A 14,918-nucleotide genomic window follows, 5' to 3' on the forward strand; every position below is an offset into this window, starting at 1 on the left:
GCTTGTCAGCCAATAAATCTCAAGTCGGAGATGGTGTTGCTGGACACCAGCAGGATGTAGAAATCGGTGAGCATCAACGTGCCCAGCGTGATCCACGCGTACAGCTTGTGGCGGGTGTTGAGTTTGCTGATCTGGGTCCAGATCCAATACCGCACAGGGTGTTTGGAGAAGTGCTTGAGCCGGCCGCCGGTGACGTGCCGACAGGAGTGGCAGGACAGCGTGTACACCCACAGCATGATGACGTTGCCGAGCAGGATCACGTTGCCCAGGCCGAAGCCGAATCCGCCTGGCCCGTCGGGAGAGTGGAACGCGACGATCGCGTCGTAGGTATTGATGATGGAGATCAGCGCGGCGGCGTAGAAGAAATACCGGTGGGTGTTCTGGATGATCAGCGGGAACCGGGTCTCGCCGGTGTAGTGCACCCGCGGCTCGGCTACCGCACAGGCCGACGGCGACTGCCACACCGTGCGGTAGTAGGCGCCCCGGTAGTAGTAGCAGGTCAGCCGGAACAGCAGCAGGAACGGCAGTGTCAGCGCGGCGAACGGCAGCCACCAGACATGCGGCAGGATCTGCGGCCAGAACTCGCTGGCCTCCCTGCTGCAGCCCTGGCTGACGCACGGCGAGTAGAACGGCGTCAGGTAGTGGTACTTCTCGACGAAGTAGTGGTTCTGCTGAAAGGCGCGGAACGTCGCGTAAATGACGAACGCGGCGAAGCCGAGGTTGATCCGCAGTGGCTGCAGCCACCATCTGTCGGTGCGAAGCGTCTTCTGCCCGATTTTTGCTCGGGTGGGGGAAAAGACGCCGGAGTCAGCACGACTCGCCGTTGGTGCGCTCATCTATTTGTGTTCCTCTTCGAACGGGCTGTAACCGAAGGGTACACAGAAACGGTGCCCGATCTTTAGTCGGGCTTCGCCGTCAAGACCGGTTGTGACCTCCGACACCCTCGTCGTCGACATCGCGCCAAAAATCGCTGTCGTATTGGGTGTCGGGAATGGCGATCTTTTCACCGGATTGGTGCACGGTGGCGCGGGCGAGATCTAATTCGGCAACATCACTGTCGAGTAATTGAATGTCGCTGAGAATGCGGTCGGCGTCGATGATGATGCGACGTGTCGCCGGATTGTCTCCGTAGCGAGCTTTGAGTGAACTCACGCACCGCCGCAACCCGCCCATCAGGTCGTGCAGTTCAGCGAGTTCAGTGGTGGTGGACAAGAGATCTCCCCTGGGCTGAAGGTGGCACAAATCACAGTACGGCCCCGATACTAACCGCTGGCCCACCGACGTGTCGGCCAAGCAACCGCCCAGCAGACACAAAAGCCCGCGACACGGTGGGCGTGCGTGGGCTTCTGCGGCTGTTGACAGGCAGCGGCGGCTACTTGGTGATCGCGATCCGCTGCGCCTGGGCACCGGCGTACGCGCCGGCGACCCGCACGGTCAGCACGCCCGCGTCGTAGGACGCGGAGATAGCCTCCCCGGTGACGTGTGCGGGCAGCTGGAACGACCGGCGGAACGACCCGTACCGGATCTCTCGCAGGGTACGGCCGTCCTGCTCGTCGGCGTGCTCGTCACGGTGTTCGCCGTGAATCACCAGGCGACCCTTGTCCACCTCGACGTTGACGTCCTTCTCGACGTCCACCCCGGGCAGCTCGACGCGGACTACCGCGTCGTCACCGTCCTTCACGACCTCGGCGGCCGGGCTGAAACCGCTGGTCACCGGCTTGGCCCAGTCCGAATAGGCCGGACCGAAAAAGTCCCGCAACCACCGGTCGGTGTCCCACGTCGGACGCGACCACAAGGCGAGATTGCTCATGGATAACTCCTTGATCTTCGTTGTGAGTTTGCTGTGCCCGACGCTGTATCGGTCGGCTACCCGATAGAACATGAGTCGCCTACGCTTAAGTTCCACCTGGGTGTTCGCCCACCGCGAACGGTTGTCACACAGCCGGCTTTCAGCTGTGAGGACGCCTTGATGCGCGCGTCACATTCGGCGTCATTTTCGGCAACATCACCTTCGTAAGGTCGGGGACATGCCTGCAGCCGGAACGTCCGTGCGCCCTGCCACCCGGCAGGTGGTGGTGGTCGGCCACGGCATGGTGGGGCACCGGTTCGTCGAGGCGTTGCGCGCCCGCGACATCGACGGCGCCTGGAACATCACCGTGCTGGCCGAGGAAGCCGACGCCGCCTACGACCGAGTCGGCCTGACGTCCTATACCGAGAACTGGGACCGCAGCCTGCTGGCGCTGCCCGGCAATGACTACGCCGGCGACAACGCGGTGCAACTGCTGCTGAACACCCGCGTCGTCGAGATCGACTGCGCGGCAAAGGCTGTGGTGACCGCCGACGGCCGGCGGCACGACTACGACGCGTTGGTGCTGGCCACCGGGTCCTATGCCTTCGTCCCGCCGGTGACCGGCCACGACCTGCCGTCCTGTCACGTCTACCGCACGCTGGACGACCTCGATGCCATCCGGGCCGGCGCCCGGCACGCCGTGGCCGCGGGACGCGGCAGCGCCGGCGTCGTGATCGGTGGCGGCCTGCTGGGCCTGGAAGCCGCCAATGCGTTGCGCCAGTTCGGCATGCCGACGCATGTCGTCGAGATGATGCCCCGGCTGATGGCCCAGCAGATCGACGCGGCCGGCGGCGCCCTGCTGGCCAGGATGATCGGCGATCTCGGTATCGAGATCCATGTCGGCACCGGCACCGAATCGATTGAGGCCGAGGGTGATTCGATGCGGGTGCGGTTGTCCGACGGCCACGTCATCGACGCCGGCGTGCTGATCTTCGCCGCCGGCATCCGCCCGCGGGACGAGTTGGCCCGCGCGTCCGGGCTGCAGATCGCGCCGCGTGGCGGCGTCCTCACCGACTTGTCCTGCCGCACCAGCGATCCCGACATCTACGCGATCGGCGAGGTCGCTGCGATCGACGGTAAGTGCTACGGCCTGGTCGGGCCCGGATACACCAGCGCCGAGGTGGTGGCCGACCGACTGCTCGACGGGGTCGCGGAATTCCCCGAGGCGGATCTGTCCACCAAACTCAAGCTGCTCGGGGTCGACGTCGCCAGCTTCGGCGATGCGATGGGCACCACCCCGAACTGCCTCGAGGTCGTCGTCAACGACGCGGTGAACCGCACCTACGCCAAGCTGGTGCTCTCCGACGACGCCAAGACCCTGCTCGGCGGAGTGCTGGTCGGCGATGCGTCCTCCTACGGTGTGCTGCGACCGCTGGTCGGCAGTGAATTGCCCGGAGACCCCATGGCATTCATCGCACCCGCCGGCTCCGGGGACGGTGCCGGCGCCCCGGGCATCGGGGCACTGCCCGAATCCGCGCAGATCTGCTCCTGCAACAACGTCACCAAGGGTGACCTGAAGTGCGCCATCGCCGACGGCTGTGCCGACGTCCCCGCCTTGAAGGCCTGCACGGCAGCGGGTACCTCGTGCGGGTCGTGTGTGCCGCTGCTCAAGCAGCTGCTGGAGGCCGAGGGTGTGGCGCAGTCCAAGGCGCTCTGCGAGCACTTCAGCCAGTCGCGGGCCGAACTGTTCCAGATCATCGCGGCCACCGAGATCCGCACCTTCTCCGGGCTGCTGCAGCGCTTCGGCACCGGAAAAGGTTGCGACATCTGCAAACCCGTGGTCGCCTCGATCCTGGCTTCCACCGGTTCGGACCACATCCTGGACGGTGAGCAGGCCTCGCTGCAGGATTCCAACGACCACTTTCTGGCCAACATCCAGAAGAACGGCAGCTACTCGGTGGTACCGCGGGTACCCGGTGGCGACATCAAACCCGAGCATCTGATCCTGATCGGGCAGATCGCCCAGGACTTCGGGCTGTACACCAAGATCACCGGCGGCCAGCGCATCGATATGTTCGGCGCGCGGGTGGACCAGTTGCCCGCGATCTGGAAGCGCCTGGTGGACGCCGGCATGGAGTCCGGGCACGCCTACGGAAAAGCCTTGCGCACCGTGAAGAGCTGCGTGGGCAGCGATTGGTGCCGGTACGGACAGCAGGATTCGGTGCAGCTGGCCATCGACCTGGAACTGCGCTACCGGGGGCTGCGGGCGCCGCACAAAATCAAGTTGGGCGTGTCGGGCTGTGCCCGCGAGTGCGCGGAGGCGCGCGGCAAGGACGTCGGCGTGATCGCCACCGAGCAGGGGTGGAACCTCTACGTGGGCGGCAATGGGGGCATGACCCCCCGGCACGCCCAACTGCTGGCCGGCGATCTGGACACCGCGACACTGGTCCGCTATATCGACCGGTTTCTCATGTACTACATCCGCACCGCCGACCGGCTGCAGCGCACCGCGCCGTGGGTGGAAGCACTGGGTCTGGACCACGTGCGGGAGGTGGTCTGCGCCGACTCGCTGGGCCTGGCCGCAGAATTCGAGGCCGCGGTCGAACGTCACGTCGACAACTACAAGTGTGAATGGAAAGGCGTATTGGAGGACCCGGACAAGATGTCGCGGTTTGTGTCCTTCGTCAACGCCCCGGACGCCGTCGACGACACGGTGGTATTCACCGAACGGGCCGGTCGCAAAGTGCCGGTAGTCCTGGGCTTCCCGCGGATCCGCTGAGCAAGGAGAAAACTGATGAGCCGCACCGATATTCGAGTCTGGACCACAGCCTGCGACTACGCGCACCTGATCCCCGGCCGCGGGGTGGGCGTGCTGCTCGACGACGGCAACCAGGCCGCCTTGTTCCGCCTTGACGATGGATCGGTGCATGCCCTGGGCAACGTCGACCCGTTCTCCGGCGCCGCCGTGCTGTCCCGGGGCATCGTCGGGGACCGCGGTGGCCGCGCCATGGTCCAATCACCAATTCTCAAGCAGGCTTTCGCGCTCGACGACGGCAGCTGCCTGGACGACCCCGCGGTGTCGGTGCCGGTCTACCCGGTGCGGCTGACGGCCGACGGTCGCATTCAGATCGGTCGGTTTGCCGCGCGGTTGGCGGCCTAGAACCTCTGGTTCAGTCGATTTTGCCGACGAGGTAACGCTGCATCGTCGGCCCGATCGCGTCGACGACCTGCGACACCGTCATCGAGTGCAACGGCTCGGAACGCACCCCGTAGCGCATGATGCCCAGCCCCACCAGCTGCGAGGCGCACAGCGAAGCCCGAACCGCCACCTTGTCCGCCCCCAGCGTCTTCAGCAGCGGATTGAATACCGGCCCGATGAACATGGACTGCACGATCTCGGCGGTCTTGGCCAGCCCGGTGGACGCGATCGCGCTGGCAGCAAACGGACCCCCGCCGGCCGCATCCCACGTCGTGATGAGCATGTAGAGCGTGCGCCTGCCTACCTGATTGACACTGCCGGTGACGATCCGATCGATGAACTCCGGTGTGGCGAAGGGTAAACGCAGCATCTTCGCCACCGGGTCGAGGAGCCCGCGGGAGGGCTCTTCGTTACGGGCCATGGTGCCAGGATTACCTGGATATCACTAAAGATCAAGCCGCGCCGGTGTGGGGGCGCCCGGTCGGCAGCGCTTTGCGAGCGGCAGCACCCTGCGGAACCGGTTCGCCACCAGGCGGGCCAATCCGGGATGGGTGCCCAGCGGGGGCGTCACCAGGTCAGCGCCGCTGCAGTGCAACCGTTGTTGGAACAGCCCGTCGGCCAGCAGGTAGGACGCGAGCACCACGCGGCGGGCGCCCCGGTGGCGCGCATCGGCGACTGCGTCGGATACCGTCGGTGCGCCGACGGCGGCGAATCCCAACTCGACTGACGACCCGATGAGTGCCGACAACGACGCGGCCGCGCAACGCAGGTCGGCACGGGCCCGGGCGTCGGAGGTACCGGCCGCGGCGAGGATCACCGAATCGCCGGGACGCCAACCGGATTCCTGCAACACCTGGCCGAGCACGGCGATGATCTCCGGACCCGGGCCCAGAGCCGTGGCGACGGTCACGTGCGGGTGGCCACTGGCCGCGATGTGGGCCGGTAGGTCTGCGCGGACGTGGTAGCCGCGGGACAGGAACGCCGGCACCACGATGACCGGCGGGCAGTCCGGCGACCGGTCGGCCAGCCGCGACAGCACTTCGCTGGGCGTGGGTCCCAACACGTCGACGAACGCGACATGCACGCTGCGGTCCAGGAGTTCACCCACCCGGGCCGCGAGGTCGCCGATCATCGCGACGCCCGCGGACCGGCGGGTGCCGTGCGCCGCCAGGACCAGGTTCATGCGGCGTCGTGTTCGTTGTCGAGGGCCAACCGGTAACCGCGTTTGACTACTGTCGCGACGATGTTCTTGTCGCCCAGTGCAGTTCGCAGCCGCAGCACCGCGGTGTCCACCGCATGGGTGTCGTAGCCGTTGCCCGGTAGCACGCGCAGCAGCTCGGTGCGCGCGACGACGTCGCCGGGGCGATGGGCCAGGGCGCGCAGGATGGCCATTCCCGATCCGGACACCGTTTTGACCGAGCCGTCGACCAGGACGCAGGTGCCCCGGATGTCGACCAGGTGGCCGGCGGCCTGCACGCTGCACGAGCCCAATGTCGGCAGCTCCTCGGCGATGTGACGGGCCAAGGCGCCCAGCCGCATCCGTGCCGGCGACGAGGTCGGCACACCCCGCCTGATCAGGGGCCGGGATGTCACCGGGCCGACACACATCGCGTGCACGCCGCTGCGCAGCGCATCGAGCACCTGTTCTTCGATGTCCAGTTCGCGACTGCGTTCCAAAACCGCCGCCGCCGCCGGGGCCGAGGTGAAGCTGACCGCGTCGAACTGGCGCCGCGCGATGCCGGTGACCAACTGGTCCAGATCCCCGCCCAAAGGCGTTGGCTTCCAACGGTATACCCGGATCGGAATCACCTCGGCACCGGCGGCCTCCAGGCCGGCGAGGAATTCGGGGAACGGATCCCACCCGTCGGCGGCACCGTGCAGCTGGATCGCGATGCGTTTGCCGTCCACCCCGGTGTCGAGCAGGTAGTCCAGGACCTCTTGCGAGGACTCGGAATCCGGTGACCACTCCTCCCGCAGTCCCGCTGCGCGCAGCGCCCCGGTCGCCTTGGGTCCGCGGGAGATGACCCGCCCGCGCGCCAACGAGTCGAGGAGTTCAGCGGCCAGCCCCCAGCCTTCGGCGGCGGCGACCCAGCCGCGGAAACCGATACCGGTGTGTGCGATCAGGATGTCGGGCGGGTCGGCGATCAGGGACTGGGTGTTGCTGTGCAGTTCATCGTCGTCCGGCAGGGCGATCATGTTGATCGCGGGCGCACTGTAGACCTCGGCCCCGTGTCTGCGCAGCAACGCACACAGCTCCTCGGAACGACGAGCTGAGGTCACGGCAATCCGGTAGCCACTCAGTGGCACAGAAGGCTTCTGGGCCATACCAGTTGTGTATGCCCCGCAAGTTTCCGGGACGTTACCTGGCAATTGCTGCGGCATTGCCCTCACCTGCGTTCTCGGTCACAGCCGCCGGAACCGCGGTGGCCGGACGTCGCACGTACATCGCCCAGGTGAGCCACGCGGCCACCGCATAGCAGACCAGAAAAGCCCAGTAGGCCAGCGTTTCGCTGCCGGTGCGCAGGTAGGACTCGCGCAGTGCCAGGTTGATGCCCACGCCGCCGAGTGCGCCGACCGCGGCGCAGAACCCGATCAGCGATCCCGACATGGCGCGGGACCATTCGCGGCGGTTGGCCTCGCTCACCTCCAGTGCGCGGCTGCGTGCCTCGAAGATCGAGGGGATCATCTTGAACACCGAGCCGTTTCCCATGCCCGCCAGAATGAACAGCGCCAGGAAGCCCGACACATAGCCGGCCACCATGAAAGTGTCTGTACTGGACTGGTTTTCGGAACGACTGCTGAGCGTCACCAGTGCACCGGCGGCCAGCATCATGCCGCCCAGCACGGCCAGGGTGACCCGGCCGCCGCCGATGCGATCGGACAACCGGCCCCCGTAGATGCGTGCCAGCGAACCCAACAGCGGTCCGACGAAGGCGATTTGCGCGGCGTGCAGCGAAGCGTGCCGGGCGGTTTCACCGTGGTGTTCGAAGTTGACCTGCAACACCTGACCGAACGTGAACGCGAACCCGATCCACGAACCGAAGGTGCAGATGTAGAGCAGCGAGATCACCCAGGTGTGCCGGACGAAGAGCACAGCCCCCATGGTCTTTACCTGCACGCCGTGTTCGACGCTGTCCATCGATAAGGTCGCGGCGACACCCACGATCGCCAGCAGCACCAGGTAGATCGCACATACCCAGTACGGTGCCTGGTGACCGGCCGTGGCCAGGGCGAGCAGCCCGACGAGCTGGATCACCGCCACGCCGAGGTTGCCGACTCCGGCGTTGACCGCCAGCGCCGCACCCTTGAGGCGCTGCGGATAGAACACGTTGACGTTCGCCAGCGATGCCGCGTAGTTGCCGCCGCCCAGTCCGGTCAGTGCCGCGCACACCACGTACGGCCACAGCGGCAGGCCCGGATTGGCCAGCAACACGATGGTGGCCGCGGTCGGTATCAGCAGCACAAAGGCCGAGAACGCGGTCCAGTTGCGGCCACCGAATCGGGCGATCCCCAACGTGTAGGGGATGCGCGCACAGCCGCCGGCCAGGGTCGCTGTCGCGCCCAGGAGCAGCTTGTCCCCGGCCGAGAAGCCGTAGACCGCTGTGGGCATGAACAGGACCATCACCGACCACAGCGACCATATCGAGAAGGCGACGTGGTCACCGGCCATGGTGCACAGCAGATTGCGGCGAGCGACCGCTTTGTCGCCGGCTTCCCACGCCGTGACGTCTTCAGGATTCCAGTCGGTGAGGTGATGCTCGCGACCCATCAGGATGTGCACCTTTCCAGGCGCACGTGGCGGCGCCGTCAGCTCAAGAGGCTTGCGCCGCTGTCGGTTTCGATGCTCACATCGGTGGCGTAAACCAGTCAACTCCACAGGGCCGATATCGCCTGAAAGTTGAGTCTCAGTTCTCTGGCAGGACACTGATAGTCCGAGCGACGTCGCTATACATAGGCCAGGCCCGCGCGCGGGTGACCAGTGGCCCGAAGGGGCTTGCGGACGTAGGCCACCCAGGTCAGCAGTGCGGCACCGACGTAGAACACGACGAAGACCCAGCAGGCTGACGTGGCGGTGCCGCTGCTCAGATACGACTGGCGCAGAGCCAGATTGACGCCCACCCCGCCCAGCGCGCCGATGGCCCCGGCGAAACCGATCAGGGCACCCGACATGGAGCGCGACCACTGGCGGCGCTGCGTCTCGGCGAGCGAAAGGGAATGGCTGCGCGCTTCGAAGATCGACGGAATCATCTTGTAGACCGAGCCGTTGCCGATCCCGGACAGGATGAACAGGGCGACGAAGCCCATGACATAGCCGGCCATCACCGCCGAGGGCACAGGTCCATGGCGGTGTGCGCCGAAAGTGCTGACACTGACCAGGATTCCGGCGGCCAGGATCATCGCGCAGAAGACACCCAGGGTTACCCGCCCGCCGCCGACGCGGTCGGCCAGCCGGCCGCCGTACACGCGGGACAGCGAGCCCAATAGTGGCCCCAGGAAGGCGATCTGGGCCGAGTGCAGGGCAGCCTGGGCGGTGCTCTGCCCGCCGGCGACGAAGTTGATCTGCAACATCTGGCCGAAAGCGAAGGAGAAGCCGATGAAGGAACCGAAGGTGCCGATGTACAGCAGCGCGATTGCCCAGGTGTGCGGTTCGGCCAACACCGCACGCATGGTGTGCATCTCGATGCTGAACTGGGTCAGATTGTCCATGTACAGGGCCGCGCCGATGCCTGCGACGCCCAGCAATACCAGGTAGATCGCACATACCCAATAGGGTTCGCGGTCGCCGACCGAGGCGATCACCAGGAGTCCGACCAGCTGGATCATCGGGACGCCGAGGTTGCCACCGCCGGCGTTGAGGGCCAGCGCCCAGCCCTTGAGCCGTTGCGGATAGAACGCGTTGATGTTGGTCATCGACGAGGCGAAGTTGCCGCCACCGAGACCGGCCAACGCGGCGCACACCAGATACGGCCACAGCGGTAGACCTGGGTGGGCCAGCAACACGATGCTGCCGACGGTGGGGACCAGCAACACCAGCGCGGAGAAGATGGTCCAGTTGCGGCCGCCGAATCTGGCGGTGGCAAAGGTGTAGGGAAACCGCAGGCAGCCGCCCACCAAGGTCGCGGTGGCGCCCAGCAGGAATTTGTCGCCCGCGGAGAAGCCGTACACCGAGGCGGGCATGAACAGCACCATCACCGACCAGATGGACCAGACGGAGAAGCCGACGTGTTCGGCGGCCACCGACCAGATCAGGTTGCGGCGCGCGACGTGCTTGTTGCCGGCTTCCCACGCCGCCACGTCCTCGGGATCCCAGTCGGAAAGGGTGTGTGAACGGCGCGTGAGCTTGGCGAACACGAAGGACTCCTCATGGCTTGACCTGTTGCAGACCTGGTCGCCACGCTAGAAATCCTTTGTTGCCCGGGCGCTTCCCGCAGTGACCCCGGGCGGTGAACTTCCGCTCACCATCGTGCCGGTGACCGTGTGAGGACTACCAGACGTCGCCGTCGCGCCAGTCGCACATCAGCTCAGCGGAGGTGTCCAGGGTCACACTCACCGGCAGCAGGAACACCGTGCCGTCGTCGTCAGGTGTGCGGGTCGGACCCGCGGGGGCCAGCACCGACGTCGGACCGAGCCACGGCGCCCAGCCGCGGGCGGCATACAGTCCGCGAGCCGCGAGGGTCGAGCTCAGCGCACCGAGCTGGTAGGCGCGCGCAGCACCTGTTCGGCGCCGTCCAGCAGGGCCGTCACCAGGCCCTTGCCACGCCAATCCTCGCGTACCGCAACAGCTTCGAGGTAGCCGCAGCGCAACGCGCGGTCCCGGTAGAGCAACCGGCGCTGCACCACCGCGGCGTGCGCGATGATCGCGCCGTGGTGCCAGATCAATGCGTGCATGCCACCCAGCGCATGTTCCCAGTCGGTCTCGGCGAAGTCACCGTCGAATGCCTCGGTGACCATCCGGCAGGCGCTGTGCCGGGTTCTGTCGTCGAGATCAGCGGTGTGGACCAGGCGTGCGGTGTGCACCGTCCTTGTCTACCAGGATCCAGCCGCCGTCACGACCGGGGCCGCGCCCAGTGCAGACGTACGTACTGGCCGGGCCGCACCTGGGCGACCTTGTCGATGTCCTCGTCGACCACGACGCCGACCACCGGGTAACCGCCGGTGATCGGGTGATCGGGACCCAAGATGACCGGTAATCCGTTGGGCGGCACCTGGATTGCGCCACGGGTGGTGCCCTCGCTGGGCAGCTGCCGGTCCGGCCAGCGGTGCGCTATGGGGCGACCCTCGAGGCGCATGCCCACCCGGTCGCTGCGATCCGAGACCATCCAGACGGTGTGCACCAGGGCGTCGGGATCGACGAACCAGTCGTCCCGCGGCCCGGGCACCACCATGATGTCGACCAGGTGGTTGTCGATCGCTGCGACGGGCGCCTGGTCGAGCTCGGGGTAGTCGTCGGTGTGTTCGCCGACCGGCACCACGTCGCCGGCCTGCAGCGGCAGCGGTCCGATCGCCGACATCACGTCGTAGCTGCGCGAGCCCAGCACCGGTGTGACGCAGATGCCCCCGCGCACCGCCAGATAGGTGCGAAGGCCTGTGCGCGGAGTGCCCAGCGAGATCACCTCGCCGTCGCGTACATGCTGAATGCTGTTGGTGCCGAATACTTTTCCGTTTACCGTCGGCTCGGTGTCGGCGCCGGTCACGGCGATGTCCAGGTCGCCGCCGCGCACCCGGGCCGAGAAGCCGCCGAAGGTGACTTCGACGGTGGCCCGGTCGTCGGGGTTGGCGACCAGCCGGTTCGCCAGGGTATGGGACCGACGGTCAGCGGCCCCGGAGCGGCCGACGCCGAGGTGGGCCAGCCCGGCCCGGCCGAGGTCCTGGATGACCGCCAGCGGCCCGGTGCGCAGGATTTCCAGGGTGGTGTCCGTGTCCATGCCGACCTCCGTCACACGGCCCGGAACCGGACCCACGTGCCCGGGGTGAGCAGGGCCGGGTCCGGTCGGTCGATGTCCCACAGCACCGCATCGGTGCGACCGATGAGTCGCCACCCGCCGGGCGATCGCCGCGGGTAAACCGCGCTGAATTCGCCGGCCAGTCCCACCGATCCGGCCGGGACCGCGGACCGCGGTTCCGGGCGTCGCGGTACCCGCAGCCGTTCGTCACCACCGATCAGGTAGGCGAACCCGGGTGCAAATCCGCTGAAGCCCACCCGCCACCGGGTGCTGGTGTGGGCGTCGATCACCTGGGCCGCGCTGAGCCGGGTGAGTTCGGCGACCTCGGCCAGATCGGGGCCGTCGTAGCCGACGTCGATGACGACTTCGCGCGTCGCCTGGTGCGGGTGCGGCTGCGCGCCAGGTGTGATGCGCAGCGTGCGTAACCGCTGCCGGGTGATCGCCTGCCGCCGCGGCCCGTCGAGCTTGACCAGCACCGTGGTCGCGGCCGGGACGATGTCGACGACACCGGGCAGCCGCGCCGCACGCAGTGCCTCGGCCCACGCCAAAACGTCAGCGGTGCAAGCACATTGCACCAGCAACGCCTGGTCGCCGTAGTCCACCACGGCGTCGGGCAGGTCGCGGTCCCCCTCGATGGTAGTGATCTCCATCACAGTCATAATTCGACGGTAACGCCGCCGTCGGGCACTCGGCACTGAATGTGGAGCACTGCCAGAGGTGCCTTAGCGAATACTCAATCAGCCCAGGATTTTACCGAGCTGCGGGGGAAGTTGATCGGCGACGACGGGATAACTCAGCGGCGACGCAAACGCGATGGCGCCGGCCAGGTCCTTGCCGGTGAAGAGATGGCGCTGGCGGGCGGTGTTCTGCGCTGCCGCCACCTCGGGATCGGCCAGAATCGCCTGCTGTTCCTCCGGACTCTCCGTGCACCAGATCACCACATCGGCTGAATCGAGCACGTCCTTGATGTGATCGCGAGGGATCAGCGCGCGGTGGTCGGTGGTGTACGCCTTGATGCCGTCGGAGATGACCAGGCCCATCTGGGTGAGGAAGTCGGTGCGCCAGCCTTCCGCGGTCGCCACCACCGTGCCCTGCCACATCCGGCCCTGCATCAGCAGCGCCTTCCTGCCCTTCCAGGAGGGATTCTTCTGGCCGACATCGGTGAACCCGGCCTTGACGGCGTCCACCAACGACTTCATCTGGTCGGCCTGGAAGACGGCCTGACCGATCGCGGCGGCCTGGTCCTGCCACGGTTCGAAGAACGCGTCGCCATCGGACTGCGCGATAGTCGGGGCGACGGCCGACAGCTTCTGATAGGTGTCGGCGTCCAGGCCCGCGTTGGTCGCCACGATCAGGTCGGGCTTGAGTGCGGCGATCTGATCGACCTGAATCCCGTTGTCCAGGGTCAGCACGGCGGGCTGCGCCGCGCCGAGTTTGGGTTGGGCCCACGGCCAGACCGCGAAGGGCTGATCACCGAACCAGTTGGTCACCGCGATGGGCACCACACCCACCGCCAGCAGATCGTCCTGCTCGGTGTAGCCCGCACTGACCACCCGCTTGGGCGGCTCCTTGACGACGGTCTCGCCGAACAGGTGGGTGACGGTGACCGACCCGCCGCCGGGGGTGCCCGGCTTCGGCTTCGGGTCCGAACACGCCGCGAGCAGCCCGGACGCCGCGGCAACCTGCAGGAATCCGCGTCGACTCAGCCCGGTCACAGCGTGAGAGTAGCGCGTGTCTTCCTCGGCCGTCAGTCGCGTGGCCGCTGCTTGGGCGTGTGTCCCACCCAGGGGGAGTAGTCGGCGATCAGTTCCTCCTGCGGCGGGCGGGCCGCGGCGGGCACGTGCTGCAGGTTGATCCGGATCCGGTACCAGATCGAGCTGGGTCCGCGCATCCCGTCGACCAGGACGTCGGCGGGCTGCAGAAGTTCAGCCGCGGCCGGATGGCGGGCGCGCCAGGTGTCCAGGGCGGCCATCGCCTCGTCCCGGGTCTTGGTCCGGGCGACCTCTATCAGCGGCATCACCGACTGCCGCCGGCCGCTCTTGCCGGCGCCCCTGGGTGCTTTCTCCGGTGGACCGAGCTCGTCGGCCAGCGCCAGCAGCTTGTCCAGGCCGCCCTTCGCATCGTCCATGCCGGCCCAGGGATCGCCCTGCGCGGCAAACCGATCCGGGACGGTACGCACGGTGAACCGCTCGGGCCGACAATCGGCGACCTCGTCCCAGCGCAGCGGCATGGACACCCGGGCATCGGGGGTGGCACGCACCGAATACGCCGAGGCGACCGTGCGGTCCTTCGCGTTCTGATTGAAGTCGACGAATACGCCTTCGCGTTCCTCTTTCCACCACCGGCTGGTCGCCAGGTCGGGCACGCGGCGTTCGACTTCGCGGGCCACGGTCTGCGCGGCCAACCGCACTTTGGCGAACGGCCAGTGTGGGTGGATCCGGGCGTAGATGTGAAAACCCCGCGACCCGGAGGTCTTGGGCCACGCGGTCAGACCGTGGTCTTCGAGCACCTCGCGTGCCACCAGCGCCACATCGACGATGCCCGACCAGGACACCCCGGGCATCGGATCCAGGTCGACGCGCAGCTCGTCGGGATGATCGAGATCGTCGGCCTGCACCGGATGCGGATTGAGATCCACGCAGCCCAGGTTGACCACCCACGCCAGACCGGCGGCGTCGTGGATGACCGCCTCGTCGGCGGAGGTGCCCGAGGCGTAACGCAGGGTGGCCACGTCCACCCAGTCCGGTCGGTTGGCGGGAGCGCGTTTCTGGAACACCGCCTCCTCGGTGATGCCCTTGACGAACCGTTTGAGGATCATCGGCCGACCCCGCACGCCACGCAGGGCGCCGTCGGCCACGCTCAGGTAATACCGGACCAGCTCGATTTTGGTGATGCCCGGGTCGGGAAAGACGACCTTGTCCGGGTGGGTGACGGTGACCGGGCGGCCGCTCACTTCCAGCGACACGGGTTTGGTCATGGAAATTGA

14 protein-coding genes and 1 pseudogene are annotated in these 14,918 nt (G+C 67.1%); 2 read left to right on the plus strand and 13 right to left on the minus strand.

Going from position 1 to position 14,918, the window contains the following annotated elements; all coding sequences use genetic code 11:
* Positions 1-5: 5 nt before the first annotated feature.
* The 3 genes from sdhC to AC5Y3Z_RS23885 all read right to left on the minus strand — a co-directional run bounded on the left by sdhC (position 6) and on the right by AC5Y3Z_RS23885 (position 1,810).
* The gene (gene sdhC, locus AC5Y3Z_RS23875) at positions 6-836 is read right to left on the minus strand and encodes a succinate dehydrogenase subunit SdhC (RefSeq protein ID WP_473140226.1); all 831 of its coding nucleotides are present in this window, start codon (positions 834-836) and stop codon (positions 6-8) included.
* A 79-nt stretch (positions 837-915) separates the two neighbouring features.
* A complete protein-coding gene (locus tag AC5Y3Z_RS23880; RefSeq protein ID WP_463828686.1) occupies positions 916-1,212 on the minus strand; it encodes an Rv0250c family protein in 297 nt (98 codons plus the stop codon).
* A 160-nt stretch (positions 1,213-1,372) separates the two neighbouring features.
* Positions 1,373-1,810, minus strand: coding sequence for an Hsp20/alpha crystallin family protein (locus AC5Y3Z_RS23885; RefSeq protein ID WP_463828687.1), 438 nt, complete (start codon positions 1,808-1,810; stop codon positions 1,373-1,375).
* Positions 1,811-2,027: 217 nt separating this feature from the next.
* On the opposite strand from AC5Y3Z_RS23885, the gene nirB reads away from it, so the two are divergent.
* Positions 2,028-4,568, plus strand: coding sequence for a nitrite reductase large subunit NirB (nirB, locus tag AC5Y3Z_RS23890; RefSeq protein ID WP_473140227.1), 2,541 nt, complete (start codon positions 2,028-2,030; stop codon positions 4,566-4,568).
* A gap of 15 nt (positions 4,569-4,583) precedes the next feature.
* On the plus strand, positions 4,584-4,949 hold the full coding sequence (nirD, locus tag AC5Y3Z_RS23895; protein ID WP_473140228.1) for a nitrite reductase small subunit NirD: 366 nt from the start codon (positions 4,584-4,586) through the stop codon (positions 4,947-4,949).
* A gap of 10 nt (positions 4,950-4,959) precedes the next feature.
* On the opposite strand, the gene AC5Y3Z_RS23900 is transcribed toward nirD, so the two are convergent.
* From AC5Y3Z_RS23900 to ligD, 10 genes and pseudogenes are all read right to left on the minus strand, one after another.
* Entirely contained in the window at positions 4,960-5,409 is a 450-nt protein-coding gene (locus tag AC5Y3Z_RS23900) for a TetR/AcrR family transcriptional regulator (protein WP_463828690.1), read from the minus strand.
* Between the two features lie 24 nt (positions 5,410-5,433).
* Entirely contained in the window at positions 5,434-6,171 is a 738-nt protein-coding gene (locus AC5Y3Z_RS23905; RefSeq protein ID WP_473140229.1) for a sirohydrochlorin chelatase, read from the minus strand.
* On the minus strand, positions 6,168-7,313 hold the full coding sequence (locus tag AC5Y3Z_RS23910; protein ID WP_473140230.1) for a uroporphyrinogen-III synthase: 1,146 nt from the start codon (positions 7,311-7,313) through the stop codon (positions 6,168-6,170). Before AC5Y3Z_RS23910 ends, AC5Y3Z_RS23905 begins: the two co-directional genes overlap by 4 nt.
* Positions 7,314-7,347: 34 nt before the next feature.
* On the minus strand, positions 7,348-8,757 hold the full coding sequence (locus AC5Y3Z_RS23915) for a nitrate/nitrite transporter (RefSeq protein WP_463828693.1): 1,410 nt from the start codon (positions 8,755-8,757) through the stop codon (positions 7,348-7,350).
* A 176-nt stretch (positions 8,758-8,933) separates the two neighbouring features.
* Positions 8,934-10,340: a nitrate/nitrite transporter gene (locus AC5Y3Z_RS23920; RefSeq protein ID WP_473140231.1), complete on the minus strand. Its 1,407-nt coding sequence runs from the start codon at positions 10,338-10,340 to the stop codon at positions 8,934-8,936.
* Between the two features lie 133 nt (positions 10,341-10,473).
* Positions 10,474-11,006: pseudogene (locus AC5Y3Z_RS23925) on the minus strand (GNAT family N-acetyltransferase).
* Positions 11,007-11,035: 29 nt separating this feature from the next.
* A complete protein-coding gene (locus AC5Y3Z_RS23930; protein WP_473140232.1) occupies positions 11,036-11,914 on the minus strand; it encodes a 5-oxoprolinase/urea amidolyase family protein in 879 nt (292 codons plus the stop codon).
* Between the two features lie 11 nt (positions 11,915-11,925).
* Positions 11,926-12,582, minus strand: coding sequence for a 5-oxoprolinase subunit B family protein (locus AC5Y3Z_RS23935; RefSeq protein ID WP_473140233.1), 657 nt, complete (start codon positions 12,580-12,582; stop codon positions 11,926-11,928).
* An 87-nt stretch (positions 12,583-12,669) separates the two neighbouring features.
* Positions 12,670-13,647 (minus strand): ABC transporter substrate-binding protein, encoded by a 978-nt coding sequence (locus AC5Y3Z_RS23940; protein ID WP_473140234.1) that lies wholly within the window; start codon positions 13,645-13,647, stop codon positions 12,670-12,672.
* A gap of 32 nt (positions 13,648-13,679) precedes the next feature.
* Positions 13,680-14,909 carry a non-homologous end-joining DNA ligase gene (gene ligD, locus AC5Y3Z_RS23945; protein WP_473140235.1) on the minus strand — a complete coding sequence of 410 codons (1,230 nt, stop codon included), beginning with the start codon at positions 14,907-14,909 and terminating at the stop codon, positions 13,680-13,682.
* Positions 14,910-14,918: the final 9 nt, after the last annotated feature.

The organism is Mycobacterium sp. NGS61, assembly GCF_059812325.1.

Coding starts and splice junctions, on each gene's coding strand:
- AC5Y3Z_RS23905 (WP_473140229.1), bottom strand. CDS start 6,171: ATGAACCTGGTCCTGGCGGCGCACGGCACCCGCCGGTCCGCGGGCGTC.
- AC5Y3Z_RS23885 (WP_463828687.1), bottom strand. CDS start 1,810: ATGAGCAATCTCGCCTTGTGGTCGCGTCCGACGTGGGACACCGACCGG.
- AC5Y3Z_RS23910 (WP_473140230.1), bottom strand. CDS start 7,313: ATGGCCCAGAAGCCTTCTGTGCCACTGAGTGGCTACCGGATTGCCGTG.
- ligD (WP_473140235.1), bottom strand. CDS start 14,909: ATGACCAAACCCGTGTCGCTGGAAGTGAGCGGCCGCCCGGTCACCGTC.
- AC5Y3Z_RS23935 (WP_473140233.1), bottom strand. CDS start 12,582: ATGGAGATCACTACCATCGAGGGGGACCGCGACCTGCCCGACGCCGTG.
- AC5Y3Z_RS23900 (WP_463828690.1), bottom strand. CDS start 5,409: ATGGCCCGTAACGAAGAGCCCTCCCGCGGGCTCCTCGACCCGGTGGCG.
- sdhC (WP_473140226.1), bottom strand. CDS start 836: ATGAGCGCACCAACGGCGAGTCGTGCTGACTCCGGCGTCTTTTCCCCC.
- nirD (WP_473140228.1), top strand. CDS start 4,584: ATGAGCCGCACCGATATTCGAGTCTGGACCACAGCCTGCGACTACGCG.
- AC5Y3Z_RS23915 (WP_463828693.1), bottom strand. CDS start 8,757: ATGGGTCGCGAGCATCACCTCACCGACTGGAATCCTGAAGACGTCACG.
- AC5Y3Z_RS23930 (WP_473140232.1), bottom strand. CDS start 11,914: ATGGACACGGACACCACCCTGGAAATCCTGCGCACCGGGCCGCTGGCG.
- nirB (WP_473140227.1), top strand. CDS start 2,028: ATGCCTGCAGCCGGAACGTCCGTGCGCCCTGCCACCCGGCAGGTGGTG.